Below are 15,652 nucleotides of genomic sequence, written 5' to 3'. Positions count from 1 at the left end.
CTCATATTGTCCCTCATTAACTGTACCCTTGGATGAAGTTTACATTCCAACCAATGTCACGCGCTTTTATTATTTAAAAAAATCGGTGGAGTTTACCTTGAAGGCTACGATTTTGGCGTCATTGACAGCTGCGCTAGTTTGGGGCGGGCCGATGTTGATACTCGTTGGTTCAGCGGCTTTGATGTTTAAGTTATCGACATTACTACTGAATCAATTTGTTCCCAATGATCGTATTAGCATTGAACATAAAGATGTCGAGAATACGATTGCAGTTGAGTTGCATGCCATATTAAAAGGTAAAAGCACGATCTTGACAACCGAACAGTTCAATCAAATTGAATCCCAAAAAGAAGTGTCTTTGTATGTCCTTCTGGGTTTCATGGTTTTCACAGCCGGTTGTGCTGGGTTATCATGGCCAATCGTTGCCGCTGCTTTCGCCTTGGGGATTTGCATGCTTGAAACGAGTACCCATTGTGTTAAATTGGATGCGGATCTCATTCAAGAAGACAGGGTAGCTATGAATTTAGGCTGAACAAACCCTCTTTAAAATATCTGCTTAAATACTGAGGAGCTCTTTTCGTAGGGATATTCGTCTTGATCAATGGCAGTCTTAATCTGCTCATCAAGGGTGGCGCTGGGTTTATTGCTCGATCGATAGTTTAGAATATCGACAGGTGAATAGGTGCCATGCCCAACCCTAGGGATTTTAGCTTGGTTGCCTTGAACTAAACTTCCATCAGGGTTGAGAATGATTAAATCCCCTATCCCGGTTAAATTAAATGCGACACTGTTGCCAAATAAGACGTTCGGTTTAACCTTTTGCTTCAATAAAAGTTTGAATAGTTGTTTACAACAATCACTTGGTTTTTCCTCAAAACTACCACAGCTAACCAAGGTCACTTGATGTTTTAAGTCTGACCAAGATAAATTTTTTTCGGTTAATTTTTTAATGTCGTGAAAAATTCTATCCAATTCCTCCTGAACGGATAATTCGGTTTTTCGGCCACTGAAAACATGCGCCAGATAATAACAATCTTGGCCATAAACATCACTTGTTTCAACCAATACACCCACACATTCAAGAATGCCTTCTGTTCCCAATATATCCAAGTCACCTGCTTTAAATCCAGCACCCGCGTCCGCGCCGACTCGATAGCAACTTAACCCAGTCATATCGGGTAGCATGCCTGAATAGGTTTTATTGGGATGGCTAAATTGAAATAAACTTTTAGACAATAAGGCGAGAGACATATCTTCCGATTCTATTTTTTTCTTCTGCAGGAGTTTGGATAGCAAGGCTGGTTTCCAATTCTCTTTTTCATTAATTGAGTTAAGTAATGCTAGCGCTTCGTCTAACTTTTTATAGTAGGAAAGATTTTCAAAATAGGCGGTAGCGTAACACATTTGGATATTATCGGTGTCTAAGAGCACTATTTCTTCACCTTCTTCTATCACAATGATTTTATGCATGACAAAGCGTGTTAAAAATAATTCAAATGATTTGCAATTGTACAATAGAATGCACATAAATAAAACAATGTTAGAAAAATTATATAAGTTTTGCGTTAAATCTGACATCTACCCTACATTCTAAATTGATGTAGTAGTATCCGAGAATCTGCTCAGTACCTTTTTGTCGACTTTTTTTGTATGCTAGGAATGGTTGGTAATTCTTAAGTGATGAACTAAATATGACATTCCCTTTTACGATAATCGATCTAACCCACACGCTGGATGCTAAGACGCCATGTTGGGATTTAGGGTGCGGTTTTGATATTACTTCGACGTTAAACTATGACGAATGTTCGACGGAGGTCAAATTTAAAGTTCAACATCTGTCATTGCCAGCAGGGATCGGCACGCATGTTGATGCGCCTGCGCATTGTTATGCGAAGGGCGAAACCATTGAAAAGTTGAGCATTACACACAACCATTTATTAGCGACCGCCACTATGATCGATGTGAGTTCTAAATCCCATGAACATTACCTTGTTATGGAGGATGATATTCGTTCATTTGAAAAAGAGCATGGCAAAATTGGACAAAATAGTGTAGTAATTATTTTTACTGGGTGGGAAATATTTTGGCAAAATCCCCAGCGATACCGCAACAATCTTCAATTTCCCTCTGTAAGTCAAGAAGCAGCTCAGTTGTTACTGGATCGTGATATTGCGGGTCTAGGCATCGACACACTTTCCCCCGATACACCAACTTCGGGCTTTCCAGTTCATCAGTTGCTTTTATCTAATGGAAAATATCTCATTGAAAATGTTGCCAACGCCAACAAACTCCCTGCAACAGGCAGTTGGCTACTCGCATTACCCCTTAAAATCAGCCAAGCTACGGAGGCCCCTGCACGTGTTATTGGCATGGTGCCTGCCTAGAGGATAGGAAAGACAGTTCATGGATAAGTATCAAACTATCATTAAAACAAAATGGCAACTTGGTATTGTTGTTTGTTCAGTGATAGCGATTTCAATATCGCTTGTGATGAGTGTCGTTGGTTCTTCACATGCAAACCTGCCATTGATTGTGATAATTGGGTTAGGTGGCGTCCCTTTATTTTTTCAAATTGTGATTAATTTAATAAGAGGGGATTTGGGTGCTGATTCATTGGCAGCATTAGCGTTGATGACGGGTGTCATCTTGCAGGAATATCTGGCGGCCAATCTGATAATATTAATGTTAGCCAGTGGCCAAGCGCTGGAATACTATGCTCATCGCAAAGCATCATCCGTTTTGCGTGCTCTGCTTTCACGTATGCCATCCATTGTTCATCACCGTCTAAATGCCGTTATAACAGATATCCCATTAGAATCGGTACAAATTGGTGATGAGGTTGTCATCTACCCCCATGAAACGTGCCCTGTCGATGGTGAGGTGGTAGAAGGGTATGGCTCAATGGATGAATCCTATCTGACTGGGGAACCGTATCAAATATCAAAAGCGCCTGGCGTGTCCGTGTTATCAGGAGCAATCAATGGGGAATCATTGTTGGTTGTTAAAACGTTAAAATTACCTTCCGATTCTCGCTATGCTTCGATTGTTAACGTGTTGAAAGAGGCAGAACAAAAAAAGCCAACCATACGTCGATTGGGGGATCAAATAGGCGCAATTTTTGCGCCAGTGGCATTGCTGTTTGCTTTGCTGGCTTGGTATGTATCCAATGATGCAATCCGCTTTTTAGCTGTTTTGGTGATTGCAACACCCTGTCCGTTGCTCATTGCTATTCCCATAACCATCATAAGCGCTGTTTCAATGGCTGCTAAGCGGGCAATCATTATTAAAGATCCGACGGTGTTAGAGCGATTACCCACCTGTGAAACGGCTATTTTTGATAAGACAGGCACACTAACTTATGGACAGCCAACATTAACCCAAGTTATGACCAATGAGCAATATACCCCTGAACAAGTCATTCAATTTGCTGCAAGTTTAGAACGCTATTCAAAACATCCTTTATCCAATGCCGTCCTTAATGCGGCAAAAGAGCGTGCCATCTCGCTATTACAGGCAACGGAAGTGTCAGAAAAGCCTGGCCAAGGGTTGTCTGGCGTCATTAATGACCATCTTATCCAAATTACCAGTCGGAAAAAATATTTGGCCAAGAATCCCGATAATGCCAATCTTATTCCACCGTCTGCTTCAGGATTAGAGTGTCTCGTATTAATTGATAATCAATTTGCGGGAATATTGCTTTTTCATGACGCACCCCGCGCTGAAAGTCAGTCATTTATCCACCACTTAGCACCGTTTCATCAGTTTAAGAAAATCATGATCGTATCCGGCGATCGAGAGTCAGAAGTACGTTATTTAGGTGAATTGCTTGATTTAACTGAAATCTATGCATCGCAAAGCCCTGAACAGAAACTAGAGATTGTACGAAACCAAACTCAAAATGCGCCCACGCTCTATATGGGGGATGGGATAAACGACGCCCCAGCGTTAACTGCCGCAACGGTTGGCATTGCTTTCGGACAATATAGCCATGTAACCGCAGAAGCGGCAGGAGCGGTCATCATGGAAAACACGTTAAATAAAGTGGATGAATTATTCCACTTGAGTATGAATACGCGAAAAATTGCCCTACAAAGCGCGGTTGGCGGGATGGTTCTTAGTATCATTGGTATGAGTGTTGCTGCTTTGGGATATATCAATCCTGTCTCAGGTGCTATCCTTCAAGAGGTCATTGATATTTTTGCCATTGTGAATGCATTGCGATTAACATGGGGAAGCCAGGTGAAAATCGATCTGCCAGGTTATGGGTGAAAAGCATTAACTTTCCTCATTTGTCTAGCTCATAACCGTCAAGCCAAGGAAAAGGAATTTATTTTAAGTTATTGAAATATTATTAAAATTAATGTGCACCTTAGCCCACATTAGCTATAGGTGTGTTGAAGGATTTAAGTTCATCATAAACCTTAATCTAATCCTAAGCTAGCATCGAGCAATTTAATTTCAATGCGCTCTTTACCTCCCCCGATATTGACTCTTTTAAGCGTGATAAGGCCAACTTCTGAGGTGCTTTTAACATGGGTGCCGCCACATGCCACCTTAGAAAATCCTTCAATTTCCCAGAAGCGCCTTTGCTTTAGGTGATCACTAAACCCGGTTTTAATCGGTTGATCGTTTTGGATGATTTGGTTGTAATCTTGTAGTATGTCTTCAAATAAAAAAGAAATATTTTTATCACAGAAAAAATCGATTCTTGCCTTATTTTCGGCAATATGCGCACCTATTTTTTCAAGTTTACCGGCTTTTGTAACGAGCTCAAGCACCAATTCCGCTGCAAAATGTAGACGCATTAGTCTGTAACGTCTAGGCCAATCAATGGTTAGGGTGACAGCATCACCAGCCTTTAATTGATGACTATCCGGAAGCGTATAATAGATGAGATCGCCATCTATCTCAGAATGAACAATGGCAAGACCATTAGCAAACGCTTTGTCACTTTCTTGGCCCCCTGAAAAGGAAAAGGCAATTGTTTCTGCAAATAGAACACGATTATTATCAACGCTGACAACGCATGTTTGTAATTGCGATTGGTAGGGATTATCCCAAAATAGTTTTTGCATAACACACCTATCGGATTGCAATGATCTTGCCATGCGTGAGCGATTCAATGTCGCTCGCACTCAAGCTAAAAACGGCATTAGGCGTGCCAGCGGCAGCCCAAAGAACATTATGGTTTAGCAAGTCTATATCGATAAAAATATGACGAATTGTTTGTTTGTGTCCGACAGGGGGAACACCCCCGATAGCAAAGCCAGTTACTTCACGGGTAAAATGCGCATCTGCTTTCCTAATTTTTTCGCCTACCCATTGGGCAATGTTTAGTTCATTCACCCGATTGATGCCACTTGCCAATACGAGAACAGGCTGTTTGCTTATTTCAGTACAAAACAGCAACGACTTCATAATTTGTGCGACATCACAACCTATCGCTCTCGCAGCGTCAATTGCAGTCCGAGTACTTGTAGAAAGTTCAATCACTTCAAAGTGCAGGCCTTTTTCTGCGAGTATTTGTTGGATACTTTGGGCACGCTTACTAACTAATTTGTTTTCATGAGACATGGGTCACTCCTCGATGCTATCGCCACAAAGAACACTTTTTAGTTAATTCAGTGACAGTTGCCCAATCACCAAATAACACAATACCGTAATAAATCAGTTCTTCCTCTTTGGTTTGTTTTGTTCTTTCGATTTGGTCCTGATAGGTGCCAATTGTCATGGTGTCGGTAAAATCATTCAATAATATATTTTGCGACAGTGCCGCTTGACGTAATTTCCGAATTTTATTGGAATTTTCGGACAAGACGATAAACGGTATTTCGGATATAAAGGGATGCAGACCACCGTCTGCATCTTGATAATTCGATAGTCTCAAATCTGTTTGGCTTATAGCAGAACCCAGACCGATACACATATGAGCTAGGGCATTCATCGCTCTCCCAGGCTCGATATTTTTATTCAGTACGGCCACTAATTTGTTTTTAAACAGTTCAGCAGACATCTAGCAACTCCTCATTTTAGCGATTTACAAATCGTGCGTTATAACGCATAATAACCTATAGTAACATTGTGCGCAATAACGCACAAGCATTTTATGGATAAATTGTGGAAAAGATATACAAACATATTGCAAAAACTCTCAAAGAATTACGGCAAAAAAAAGGTTGGAGTTTAGATAAAACGGCCGCTGCTACGGGGGTTAGTAAGGCGATGCTAGGACAAATAGAGCGAGAAGAGTCAAGCCCGACTATTGCGACTTTATGGAAAATAGCCACTGGTTTTGAGACGTCATTTTCGTCGTTTATTGAAGATATTCAAACTGCTTCTGCTGATGCGGTCCATCGCACAGGTCAAGTGCAAACGATTCATCCTGAAGATAAAAATATCCGGGTGTTAACCCTATTTCCGTTTGATCCCGAATTGAATTTTGAACTCTTTGTGATTGAACTACTGCCGGGTTGCGAGCATCTTTCACCTGCCCATAAACCGGGTGTTATGGAGCACGTGGTCGCTGTTGACGGTCAAATGGAAGTGTTCATTGACGGCGATTGGCATGCCATTGCAAAAGGAGAAGGGATTCGATTTAATGCAAATCAACCGCATGGCTATCGCAATCTGACATCTAAAGCAGCAACATTCCATGATATGATTCATTATCCTGGTGTAAAAGCGGATAATAGTTAAAGAGGCTATCCCGGATACCTTTGCTGAATTCTCCTATTTCTGACATACCTAGTTCGAAACGACGACAAAAATTTGCCTCTTGGCAGGGCAAAGATGAGTTAAATCGTTAACTATTTATTAATTATTAATTAACAATATTTTAATCTTAGCTAATAACTTCTTAATGAGTATCGAATATAATTAACTCACCTTGAGACATAAAGAACAATAATGTCTTAATGTGGTGAATGATGAGTCTTCTTGATTGATAATAATTCTGATTGATTTTAAATCGATCGATGACTGGTTGTATAAGAGATGAGGATCGAAATCTCTTGAGCCAAGATTAGACTGTTCTAACGGGTGCATCGCTTTATAACGTTATCAGAGAGTAATCACCACCTCAAACTATTATTTTTTTGTGGATATGCTCAATGAACTCTCAAAATGGCATTGATAGACAGCTGATAGTATTGTTAATGAGAAGGTTTATTATGAAAAATAATGGTTTTTTTAAGGCGGTTGAAGATTTGTCGCCGAAAGCTGTATATTATAGTGCATTATCTTTTGCCTTAATGGCAAAATTTGGTTATGACTACGGGAAAACTGGGACCATCGATTTTCGAGGCCCACACTTGTTTGAAAACCCGGTCTTGGACATAGGTGTGAAGCTTGCATTTGGGGTGGGTTTGGCACTGGTAAGAGAGCAGATATTGCAAAAAATCGAAAAATTGCAAACGAACCAACAGGTCGGTGAAGTGTTAAGCGACCATCCTGAGTTTAGGCTAAATCTTCCTTAGATACTGTGTGCCATCCCAGATTAGGCAGGAGCTTTAATTTGGGAGGTACTTCCCACTTACTAGCCTAATAAAGGTTCTATGTCTCCTGTTTTCCATGGGGAGTACTTTTTCATCACGATTATAAAAAGGGGCGAGTCTAAAAAGAACGCAAGCCAGGTGATCAATGGTTTTAAATTGGATTGCATAAACCAATCTTTATCGACCATGCAAAATTGACGGACAAAGGGAAAAAGCGCGATGTCTGCCAAACAAGGTTTATCAGAAAATAAAAATTGGCAATCTAACAATTTTGTATTCAGTTTTTCCAAAAAAGGTAACGCTTGTTTTCGATAGAACAGTGGGTCACCCACTTCTGAACGTTGAGGGTATTTGTAGCTGTCTAAGATGGGCTTAAATTCCAGGTCATTTTCTTGAATTAGGTCAAAAATTTGTTGCTGCAAATCAGCTTGGAGCCAATTTTCACAATCGGATTGTGCAAGTGCCCACAACATAATATCAAGGCTTTCATCAATCACCTTGCCTGAGTCAGTTACCAATACAGGAACGGTGCCTTTTGGGGACACGTTAATCAACTCAGTCGGCTTATTACTAAGTTTTACTTCGCGTATCCCAACTTCTATCCCTGCATAGTTAAGCGCCATGCGTGCACGGATTGCATAAGGACATCGCCTGAAACTATACAAATAATTCAATTGAACATACTCCAAAAATAGGTTTTGACGTCTAGCTTTCATGAAAATATCAAAAAGCTTAGAACAATGGTGTCAGACTCCGAGAGTTCCACACGAAATTAATACCCCCGACGAAGATTGATTTCCCCGATTAAGGCTCTTCCTGCATCTGGGAAACTGGTTTTTGTCAGTCCAGCTTATATTTTTTTATCTTGACCCTGCTTTGATTATTGTAGTATGAATAGTGGGTAGTTTTCGAGATGGTTCAGGATGAGCCGTTTTCTTACACCACGGACTGGAGTTTTTTATGTCATTAAAACCCGCATTTAGAGCGCTTGTTGAGCAGGAAATCAGGCAGTATGCCAAGCAGTATTCACAACATAAAGCAGAGATTATCAGCGCATTAACCTCTTATGAATTACCACCTTCCTTAATCACTTCTATTCACAACAGCCGAAAAGAATATATAAATACCGAGTATCTGCAAATAATTGAGGAAGTTTGGAGCAGTCAAAGGGCATCAGATAAAATTCAGTTGAGTGACTTGTCTATTGAAGATGCAAAAAATGATCTTCCAGTGCAGATTGGGAGATTGGAACTCATGGTAAGCTCTAAGCAATCTCAAATAGCTCATATGGAATCCCTAAGAGATGCTTGGATTAATAACTTTCATAGGGGGAGTGAGGCATCTGGTCCAAACATGTATAGTTTTGATGTGACTAGAGAGATGATTATTGCCGATATGTCAAGCTTTGATAGTGACTTGAAAAGCAAATTGCGCCCCTATTTATCGCGCGCTTTTTACTATCATTGGGATTTGCAAATGTATTTGCTTAAAGATCAATCTATGCTAGAGCTTTTACAAAGAAAAATGTATTGGGCGGATAAAGTTCAAAAACTTCGAGATAAGGATGAAATAGGCCTATTATCCACTGAACTGCACCAACTACAATCTGATTTAGAAGAAAAAAAAGGCATTTATAAGCGACTTATGTTAGATAGCAATGCGAGTGCTAAAGCCAAGATAGAAGTGCTTGATAGAGAGCATGCTCATCGTGCAGAATCAGGGCGTGTTGCGATTTTACACAAATATGGACCTGAAAATTACGACAGTCAAGACACTGAAATGATGGTAAGGCTATTTGGAGCTCAGATTCTACCTGTCATTAATAATGACTCAGATTATGAATTTGCTGCAAATGAATTTCGACGAGTTCAGGCTAAAATTAGTTGTTTGAATCGCCATCAAGGGGAATTGCTTGCGGAACTCGATCGAGTTATTCCTAGAATTAAACCCCATGGCCCAGCTATTTTCTCAAGTAAAAAAATCATTCGAAAAAATTTGGAAGCCTTACGCGATAGAATGGCGAAGGTGGTCGTTAGCAAAGACACTGACTATGAGGCGTTTGAGAAGGAACTCGATGGCTGGAAGCGTGATGTGAAAATGGATTTGGAAGTGAGAGGGCCTTTTGCGTTGTTAATTAAATTAATTCGTTCATCAGGGCCTACTAGAACTAAAGAAGTTTATGAAGATCTCGTTGATTCGTCCAAAGCATGTCCTTCTCCTTAAGCTGGGATGTCTGGGTGTAAATGTAGAATAGGATACTAATATATAGAATAGGGAAGGAATTACATAAACTTCAAGTTGGGTGTCAATTGATGCTGAAAATTATCATCTCGAGGTATTGGATTATGAGTATAAATTAAGGATGAGAGCCATAAAGCAATGAATAAATACATCGTAACTACCCTAATATTGTTGTTACTATTAGTAACAGCTTATTTTGCCTTTTATTTTTACAGCATGAGAAATGTAAAAGAACCAAAATACATTGTATCTAACAAAAGTGGAGCTATAGAAATTAGGGTATATCAACCTATGATAATTGCTGAAGTTTCCTTGTCAGGTAATGCAAACGAGACAATTAGCCGCGGCTTCAGGTTGCTAGCAGATTACATTTTTGGCAATAACATTTCCATGTCAAGCCCAGTTACTCAGCAAAAGTCGACAAAAATTGCTATGACAGCCCCAGTCATGCAGCAGCAAAGTGATAAGCAAAAATGGAATATTAGCTTTGTTATGCCCGAAGAATATACTCTTGAAAACTTACCGAAGCCAATCAAAAGCCAGATTAAGATAAGACAAGTCCCCAAAAAAACAATGGTTGTTATCCGATTTTATGGGTCTCGTTCAAATGAATTGATAGATAAAAATCTTCAGATTCTAAATGAATACGTTAAAGCCAACGAGCTTCAAGTTATAGGTGAGCCGCTTTTTGCTTTTTACAACCCGCCTTGGACTCTGCCTTTTATGAAGCGCAATGAAATCATGTATGAGTTGGTTGAATAAATGGAGGTATATTTTTTTTTACAGAAATGATATTGGCAAATCCTGTATTTCCCACATATTAGACAAATTTTGATAAATAGAAAATCTAGTAAAGAATTATATTATCGCTAAACCTATTTCAGGGGAGGCTTACAAAAGGCTTTTAAATACAAAACAGGCAATAGTTTTGATAGGAGAGACAACAAGGTACCTTTATCTGATTTGGTTCATCGTGAAGAAATCAATTTTGTTGTCTTGGCGTTGCCGAATTTATTTCCCCATATTACGGCTTCGCCTATATAGCCCGGATGAAGTGCAACGAAATCCGGGATGTTCGAAGCCCAATGTCCCGGATTTCGGCTGCGCCTGCATCCGGACTACGACACTGGTTGTTGGGCCAAGGCCCAACCTACATTTTTTGTGCAGTTCATTATTCAACACATTATCAATGGGTTCAGGGTTATGTCCGTAAAATGCTGAAAATTCTGAAATGGCTTGAGGGATTAAATCATTAGCAGGTAGTTTTAAGTCATCGAAGTTTGCTTTGCATGTGTTCCTCTGAACTTGCTTCTTTTATCTTGCCTGCCACACGGTCTATATTTGATTTCGTCTTGAATAATGCTAAACATGTATCAAATTGACCTCTTTCTTCATAGCTTTTTAAGCTTCACTAGGTCATATCCCAGGGTGGCAACACACGCCAAGATATTCAACATAACCTGTTTCAAAGAGCTATTATATGAGGCGACTTCAAGGGCATTGTGTTTCTTACCCTTATATTCAAATTGATGCTTTTCAAGGGTATTTATCTATGAATCTGCAAATTTCTTAGGGGGTTTCTTTGGCCCCGAAAGCATCTTCTCACATTCCTCGAATAATGCGGCTTGCAAACTCTTACACGCTTCGGCCTCAATGGCGATTGGCCCAGCCGTAATACGTTCGAAGATCATTATCCCAAATTTCGGCTGCGCCTGCATCCGAGCTACAACTTTGGTTTTGTTCAGTCCAGCCTAAATTTTTGATCTTGACCCTTCTTTGATTTTTGTAGTATGAATAGTGGGTAGCTTTCGAGATGGTTCAGGATGAGCCGTTTTCTCAAACCACGGACTGGAGTTGTTTATGTCATTAAAACCCGCATTTAAGTCGCTTGTAGAGCAGGAAATCAGGCGGTATGCTAATCAGTATTCACAACATAAAGCAGAGATTATCAGCGCATTAACATCTTACGCATTACCACCTTCCTTAACCACCTCTATTCATAAAAGCCGAAAACGTCATTTAAATACCGAGTATCTGCAAATAGTTGAGGATGTTTGGAGCAGTCAAAGGGCATCTGATAAAATTCAGCTAGGTGACTTGTCTATTGAAGAAGCAAAAAATGTTCTTCCAGTGCAGATTGGGAGATTGGAGCTCATGGTTTGCTCTAAGCTATCTCAAATAGCCCATATAGAATCCCTAAGAGATGCTTGGATTATTAACTTTCATACGGGGAGTGATCCATCCGGTCCAAACATGTATAGTTTTCATTTGACTAGAGAGACGATTATTGCCGATATGTCAAGCTTTGATAGTGACTTGAGAAGCGAATTGCACCCTTATTTATCGCGCGCTTTTTACTATCATTGGGATTTGAGTGTGTATTTTATTAATGATCGATCTATGCTAGAGCTATTACAAAGAAAAATGTATTGGGCAGATAAGGTTCAAAAATTTCGAGATAATAATGAAATAGGCATATTGTCCACTGAACTGCATCGGCTACAATCTGACTTAGAAGAAAAGCAAGACATTTATAAGCGAGTTATGTTGGATAGCAATGCGTGTGCTAGAGCCAAGATAGAATTGCTTGATAAAGGGCATGCTCAACGTGCAGAATCAGGACGTGTTGCGATTTTACATAAATATGGATCTGAAAAATACGACAGTCAAGACACTGAAATGATGGTAAGGCTATTTGGAGCTCAGATTCTACCTGTCATTGATAATGACTCAGATTATGAATTTGCTGCAAAGGAATTTCGACGAGTTCAGGCTAAAATTAGTTGTTTGAATAGCCATCAAGGGGAATTGCTTGCGGAACTCGATCGAGTCATTCCTAGAATTAAACCCCATGGTCCAGCTATTTTCTCGAGTAAAAAAATCATTCGAAAAAATTTGGAAGCCTTACGCGATAGAATGGCGAAGGTGGTCGTTAGCAAAGACACTGACTATGAGGCGTTTGAGAAGGAGTTAGATGGCTGGAAGTGTGATGTGAAAATGGATTTGGAAGTGAGTGGGCCTTTTGCGTTGTTAATTAAATTAATTCGTTCATCAGGGCCTACTAGAACTAAAGAAGTTTATGAAGATCTCGTTGATTCGTCCAAAGCATGTCCTTCTCCTTATGTTAATCTTGCCTCAGAAAATAAGATTTTACTCTCTTAACAGGGTGTCCATCAAATCAAGGCAAGATCATACTGTCGTATAGCGCGCACACGAGTGTCATAGTCTTGTATAAATTCTGCATAGGCTTTTCCTTTAAGCAATTCATCTTCGCTGACACCGATGGTTAAACTGCGAATCACACATGTGCTATTTTGATCGTAACAGTGCGCAATTGCTGCATCAATTAAGCGTTTATGGCCTGCGTGTAAATGATCAAATGTACCGCCAAGACAAACTTTTTTCATTTTTTATAACGTCCTTTTTATTTGAGTTGCTTGATACATGCAGTGTTTGGATGTGGTGCCTTATGCGAATTCAAATATTAAGCAGCAATAGGTAACTCAAACAATCGCTACTCACACGTTAGAATTATAGTATCCGCCCAAACAAGTGACTAGCGAGCCCATTTGCTTGCAACTGTCTATTGCTCGCATCTCACCGAAATGCCATTTTGGGCGTCATATTCCTCCCTTTTTGCTTCCACAAATCGTTTTATTTTAGATTGTAATGGTTGATCAAGTTGGAGATCTTCCATGGTTAAGGGCATTTTGGTATAGGGATGGAATCGGGTATGTCTTAAATAACCTCGTATGGTTTTTTTTTCAAATTTGTGCTCAGGTGATCGAGGGTCATAAACAGGATTTGTCATAATTGTACGGCGGACTACTGGCGGGGTAAATGGCATGTAAGGGTTATAGGCTTCTATTGAACAACAAAATTCACTTGGAATCTCTCCACGGTAATTCATCTCCTTCAACGCAACGCGATTATCCCATTTCGGGGGTGGTAATGTTGTGTCCTTCTCGTCACTTCTTATAACAGGAATGAATTGCAAAGCGTTTAATAATCTTGGTCTAACCAACCCGCCATGCTGATAATCTTCTTTAATGACAAAACGATATATTTGTCTTCTGAAATTTATAAATATGGATTCTAATGTGGGATCTTGTCGTTGAAGAAAAGATAAAAGTTCTTCTAATTGTAAGCTCTGACTAACATGAAAACTTAGTTCACATTGAGCAGTAGCGTGTTCATTTGCTTCGGTAAATTTTAATAATGGGTTGTTTGGCAAACGAGATCTTGTTTGATTCACATTAAAATGACTATTAAAAAATACTCGTAGCGTAAATTCGGATTGATCTTTAAAAATTGAACTTTTCTTTTGGGAAAATTCCAATCTACTTACAGAGGAATCATTCAGGGTGCTGGTAAAAATTACTTTTGCACCACTTTTATCTAATTGACCATCCATGGTCCAATTCATGTCTTTTGTGTTTATTCTTCCGTGGGAACTAGAAAATATACTTAAAGAAGCGAGAGAAATTGGGGCTGGCTCAGTAGTAACAGTACTAGTCCCCTGATTTCTCTGTAGGGCCATATCAATGCGTTGTTGGTATGTTTTTTCATCGACCGTTAATGATTTACCTGCATCAAATAAAAAGAATTTTTCTAATTTTGTATTACTTTCAACTGCTGAAACCAGTAATTGTAAGAAAGATAACCGGCTATAATAGTCCAGACTAAGCTCCTTAAGAGGGCATGCTGGATCCTTTATTAATGCAGAAATTGCCTCAATAATTTCTTTTAAGTTTGAAGTTTCAAAAGAAGGTTTCAGGGATAAAGAAACAATATTTTGTTTAGTTTTTATCAGGGCACATAGCGACTCAATCATGCGCAGATCAAGGCTATCAAGTTCTAATACGAGTTTTCTCAAACTCGAATGCAATGCTAGTGCTGGAATGAGATCCGGCCAATTGGTATTACCTTGGATGTTAAGGAGCATTAATGCTTCTAGCTGAGGTAAAGCATTTAAGAGGGGTGTTAAGGATAAGTTAGTATCTCCGGATATATTACATAATGATAAGCTTTTTAATAGGGGGCAACATTGTATTGCAGCCTGAATGGGCCCCATTGAATCAGCGCTAAATTTAATGCCATTAAACGCCAGATGGGTAAGAGACGGTGCGTTGTTACGAATGAGGTTGGCAGCAACATTAAATCCTTCTGGTGATAGATTCAGTCTGGAAAATTTCAGCGTACTTAATGTGACGATGTTTTGTAGGTCTGAAGCGACGGCCTTGTCGTCAATATTTCCTAAAGAAAGTTCTTTAAGGGCGGTCTTTGATGGATTACAAAAATGGAAACTTACGTTCTGCGCCAATTTAAAATTCAAGAGCAGATTTGTTATTCCCGAACAGGATCTTAATGCCTGGCCTACATTTTCACTGTGAAATAGATTCAATACCAATTGTTCAGCATCAATTACTACATGTGTTAAATGGGGTTTATTTTCTAAAAATATCGGTATTGCCGAAAGTGTTCGATCAATTTGAGGTAAAGCATCGAAATCAGCCGACCTCTGGTTTTCTCCCAGAATAATACCCTCTACTTTAAAGCTTAATTTCTGTAATCCAGCGTTTGACTTTAGTGCCTGAGCCAAATCCGTCAAGGCCATACTATTTTCTTCAGAAATATATAAGGATAGGTCAATTTCCGTCAGTTCTCGCTCTGAAAGAAATGCGGAGATCATTTTTATATCCTGAAGACTTAATATAAAATCTAGCTTGATGCGTGAAATATTAAAGGTATTGTTGATAACCGCTTTTGCTAATAGCTCTTTTGTTAACATAAATAAGCTCGAGAGAAACCACACATAATGCCGAATATTAATTGGTTGAGCTAGGGAAGTAAATATTTAAAAAATTCATGTTTTCTGAAGAGACTTTAATTTCTGTAGCAGGGTTGACGTGTGTAAA

15 protein-coding genes are annotated in these 15,652 nt (G+C 39.4%); 8 read left to right on the top strand and 7 right to left on the bottom strand.

The window, feature by feature from the left end:
* Positions 1 to 97: 97 nt before the first annotated feature.
* Entirely contained in the window at positions 98 to 532 is a 435-nt protein-coding gene (locus tag AB3348_RS13610) for a hypothetical protein (protein WP_367608157.1), read from the top strand.
* 11 nt (positions 533 to 543) lie between these two features.
* Here the strand turns inward: AB3348_RS13610 and AB3348_RS13605 are convergent, their stop codons facing one another.
* The gene (locus AB3348_RS13605; RefSeq protein ID WP_367608156.1) at positions 544 to 1,470 is read right to left on the bottom strand and encodes a hypothetical protein; all 927 of its coding nucleotides are present in this window, start codon (positions 1,468 to 1,470) and stop codon (positions 544 to 546) included.
* Positions 1,471 to 1,691: 221 nt separating this feature from the next.
* Between AB3348_RS13605 and AB3348_RS13600 the strand changes: the two genes are divergently transcribed.
* Positions 1,692 to 2,384: a cyclase family protein gene (locus AB3348_RS13600; protein WP_367608155.1), complete on the top strand. Its 693-nt coding sequence runs from the start codon at positions 1,692 to 1,694 to the stop codon at positions 2,382 to 2,384.
* Between the two features lie 19 nt (positions 2,385 to 2,403).
* Positions 2,404 to 4,269, top strand: coding sequence for a heavy metal translocating P-type ATPase (locus AB3348_RS13595; protein WP_367608154.1), 1,866 nt, complete (start codon positions 2,404 to 2,406; stop codon positions 4,267 to 4,269).
* Positions 4,270 to 4,421: 152 nt separating this feature from the next.
* Here AB3348_RS13595 and AB3348_RS13590 read toward each other — a convergent pair whose 3' ends face one another.
* Genes AB3348_RS13590 through AB3348_RS13580 form a run of 3 tightly spaced genes read right to left on the bottom strand, consistent with a single transcriptional unit; the run spans position 4,422 to position 6,013 of the window.
* The gene (locus AB3348_RS13590) at positions 4,422 to 5,075 is read right to left on the bottom strand and encodes an alanyl-tRNA editing protein (RefSeq protein WP_367608153.1); all 654 of its coding nucleotides are present in this window, start codon (positions 5,073 to 5,075) and stop codon (positions 4,422 to 4,424) included.
* Between the two features lie 7 nt (positions 5,076 to 5,082).
* Positions 5,083 to 5,574, bottom strand: a complete 492-nt coding sequence (locus AB3348_RS13585; RefSeq protein ID WP_367608152.1) for a YbaK/EbsC family protein — start codon at positions 5,572 to 5,574, stop codon at positions 5,083 to 5,085.
* A 16-nt stretch (positions 5,575 to 5,590) separates the two neighbouring features.
* The gene (locus AB3348_RS13580) at positions 5,591 to 6,013 is read right to left on the bottom strand and encodes a DUF2000 domain-containing protein (protein ID WP_367608151.1); all 423 of its coding nucleotides are present in this window, start codon (positions 6,011 to 6,013) and stop codon (positions 5,591 to 5,593) included.
* 104 nt (positions 6,014 to 6,117) lie between these two features.
* Between AB3348_RS13580 and AB3348_RS13575 the strand changes: the two genes are divergently transcribed.
* Both AB3348_RS13575 and AB3348_RS13570 read left to right on the top strand, forming a co-directional pair.
* A complete protein-coding gene (locus tag AB3348_RS13575) occupies positions 6,118 to 6,696 on the top strand; it encodes a helix-turn-helix domain-containing protein (protein WP_367608150.1) in 579 nt (192 codons plus the stop codon).
* Positions 6,697 to 7,109: 413 nt separating this feature from the next.
* Positions 7,110 to 7,475 carry a hypothetical protein gene (locus AB3348_RS13570; protein WP_367608149.1) on the top strand — a complete coding sequence of 122 codons (366 nt, stop codon included), beginning with the start codon at positions 7,110 to 7,112 and terminating at the stop codon, positions 7,473 to 7,475.
* Between the two features lie 59 nt (positions 7,476 to 7,534).
* Here AB3348_RS13570 and AB3348_RS13565 read toward each other — a convergent pair whose 3' ends face one another.
* Complete coding sequence (locus AB3348_RS13565) at positions 7,535 to 8,209, bottom strand: glutathione S-transferase (protein ID WP_367608148.1); 675 nt, start codon at positions 8,207 to 8,209, stop codon at positions 7,535 to 7,537.
* Positions 8,210 to 8,453: 244 nt separating this feature from the next.
* Between AB3348_RS13565 and AB3348_RS13560 the strand changes: the two genes are divergently transcribed.
* The 3 genes from AB3348_RS13560 (at position 8,454) to AB3348_RS13550 (ending at position 12,896) form a co-directional block, all read left to right on the top strand.
* The gene (locus AB3348_RS13560) at positions 8,454 to 9,716 is read left to right on the top strand and encodes a hypothetical protein (protein ID WP_367608147.1); all 1,263 of its coding nucleotides are present in this window, start codon (positions 8,454 to 8,456) and stop codon (positions 9,714 to 9,716) included.
* 156 nt (positions 9,717 to 9,872) lie between these two features.
* A complete protein-coding gene (locus AB3348_RS13555; RefSeq protein ID WP_367608146.1) occupies positions 9,873 to 10,496 on the top strand; it encodes a heme-binding protein in 624 nt (207 codons plus the stop codon).
* Positions 10,497 to 11,594: 1,098 nt separating this feature from the next.
* Complete coding sequence (locus tag AB3348_RS13550; RefSeq protein WP_367608145.1) at positions 11,595 to 12,896, top strand: hypothetical protein; 1,302 nt, start codon at positions 11,595 to 11,597, stop codon at positions 12,894 to 12,896.
* Positions 12,897 to 12,907: 11 nt separating this feature from the next.
* On the opposite strand, the gene AB3348_RS13545 is transcribed toward AB3348_RS13550, so the two are convergent.
* Together AB3348_RS13545 and AB3348_RS13540 are read right to left on the bottom strand one after the other, a co-directional pair.
* Positions 12,908 to 13,141, bottom strand: a complete 234-nt coding sequence (locus AB3348_RS13545; RefSeq protein ID WP_367608144.1) for a hypothetical protein — start codon at positions 13,139 to 13,141, stop codon at positions 12,908 to 12,910.
* Positions 13,142 to 13,317: 176 nt separating this feature from the next.
* Positions 13,318 to 15,525, bottom strand: a complete 2,208-nt coding sequence (locus AB3348_RS13540; protein ID WP_367608143.1) for a U-box domain-containing protein — start codon at positions 15,523 to 15,525, stop codon at positions 13,318 to 13,320.
* Between the last annotated feature and the right edge of the window lie 127 nt (positions 15,526 to 15,652).

Origin of the sequence: Legionella sp. W05-934-2, from assembly GCF_964199965.1 — a bacterium.
GTDB lineage: Bacteria > Pseudomonadota > Gammaproteobacteria > Legionellales > Legionellaceae > JAFIFT01.
The sequence above is the reverse complement of the archived record's forward strand: the minus strand, read 5'-3'. Positions and strand labels throughout refer to the sequence as shown.

Coding starts and splice junctions, on each gene's coding strand:
- AB3348_RS13605 (WP_367608156.1), bottom strand. CDS start 1,470: ATGCATAAAATCATTGTGATAGAAGAAGGTGAAGAAATAGTGCTCTTA.
- AB3348_RS13600 (WP_367608155.1), top strand. CDS start 1,692: ATGACATTCCCTTTTACGATAATCGATCTAACCCACACGCTGGATGCT.
- AB3348_RS13595 (WP_367608154.1), top strand. CDS start 2,404: ATGGATAAGTATCAAACTATCATTAAAACAAAATGGCAACTTGGTATT.
- AB3348_RS13590 (WP_367608153.1), bottom strand. CDS start 5,075: ATGCAAAAACTATTTTGGGATAATCCCTACCAATCGCAATTACAAACA.
- AB3348_RS13585 (WP_367608152.1), bottom strand. CDS start 5,574: ATGTCTCATGAAAACAAATTAGTTAGTAAGCGTGCCCAAAGTATCCAA.
- AB3348_RS13580 (WP_367608151.1), bottom strand. CDS start 6,013: ATGTCTGCTGAACTGTTTAAAAACAAATTAGTGGCCGTACTGAATAAA.
- AB3348_RS13570 (WP_367608149.1), top strand. CDS start 7,110: ATGAACTCTCAAAATGGCATTGATAGACAGCTGATAGTATTGTTAATG.
- AB3348_RS13565 (WP_367608148.1), bottom strand. CDS start 8,209: ATGAAAGCTAGACGTCAAAACCTATTTTTGGAGTATGTTCAATTGAAT.
- AB3348_RS13560 (WP_367608147.1), top strand. CDS start 8,454: ATGTCATTAAAACCCGCATTTAGAGCGCTTGTTGAGCAGGAAATCAGG.
- AB3348_RS13555 (WP_367608146.1), top strand. CDS start 9,873: ATGAATAAATACATCGTAACTACCCTAATATTGTTGTTACTATTAGTA.
- AB3348_RS13550 (WP_367608145.1), top strand. CDS start 11,595: ATGTCATTAAAACCCGCATTTAAGTCGCTTGTAGAGCAGGAAATCAGG.
- AB3348_RS13545 (WP_367608144.1), bottom strand. CDS start 13,141: ATGAAAAAAGTTTGTCTTGGCGGTACATTTGATCATTTACACGCAGGC.
- AB3348_RS13540 (WP_367608143.1), bottom strand. CDS start 15,525: ATGTTAACAAAAGAGCTATTAGCAAAAGCGGTTATCAACAATACCTTT.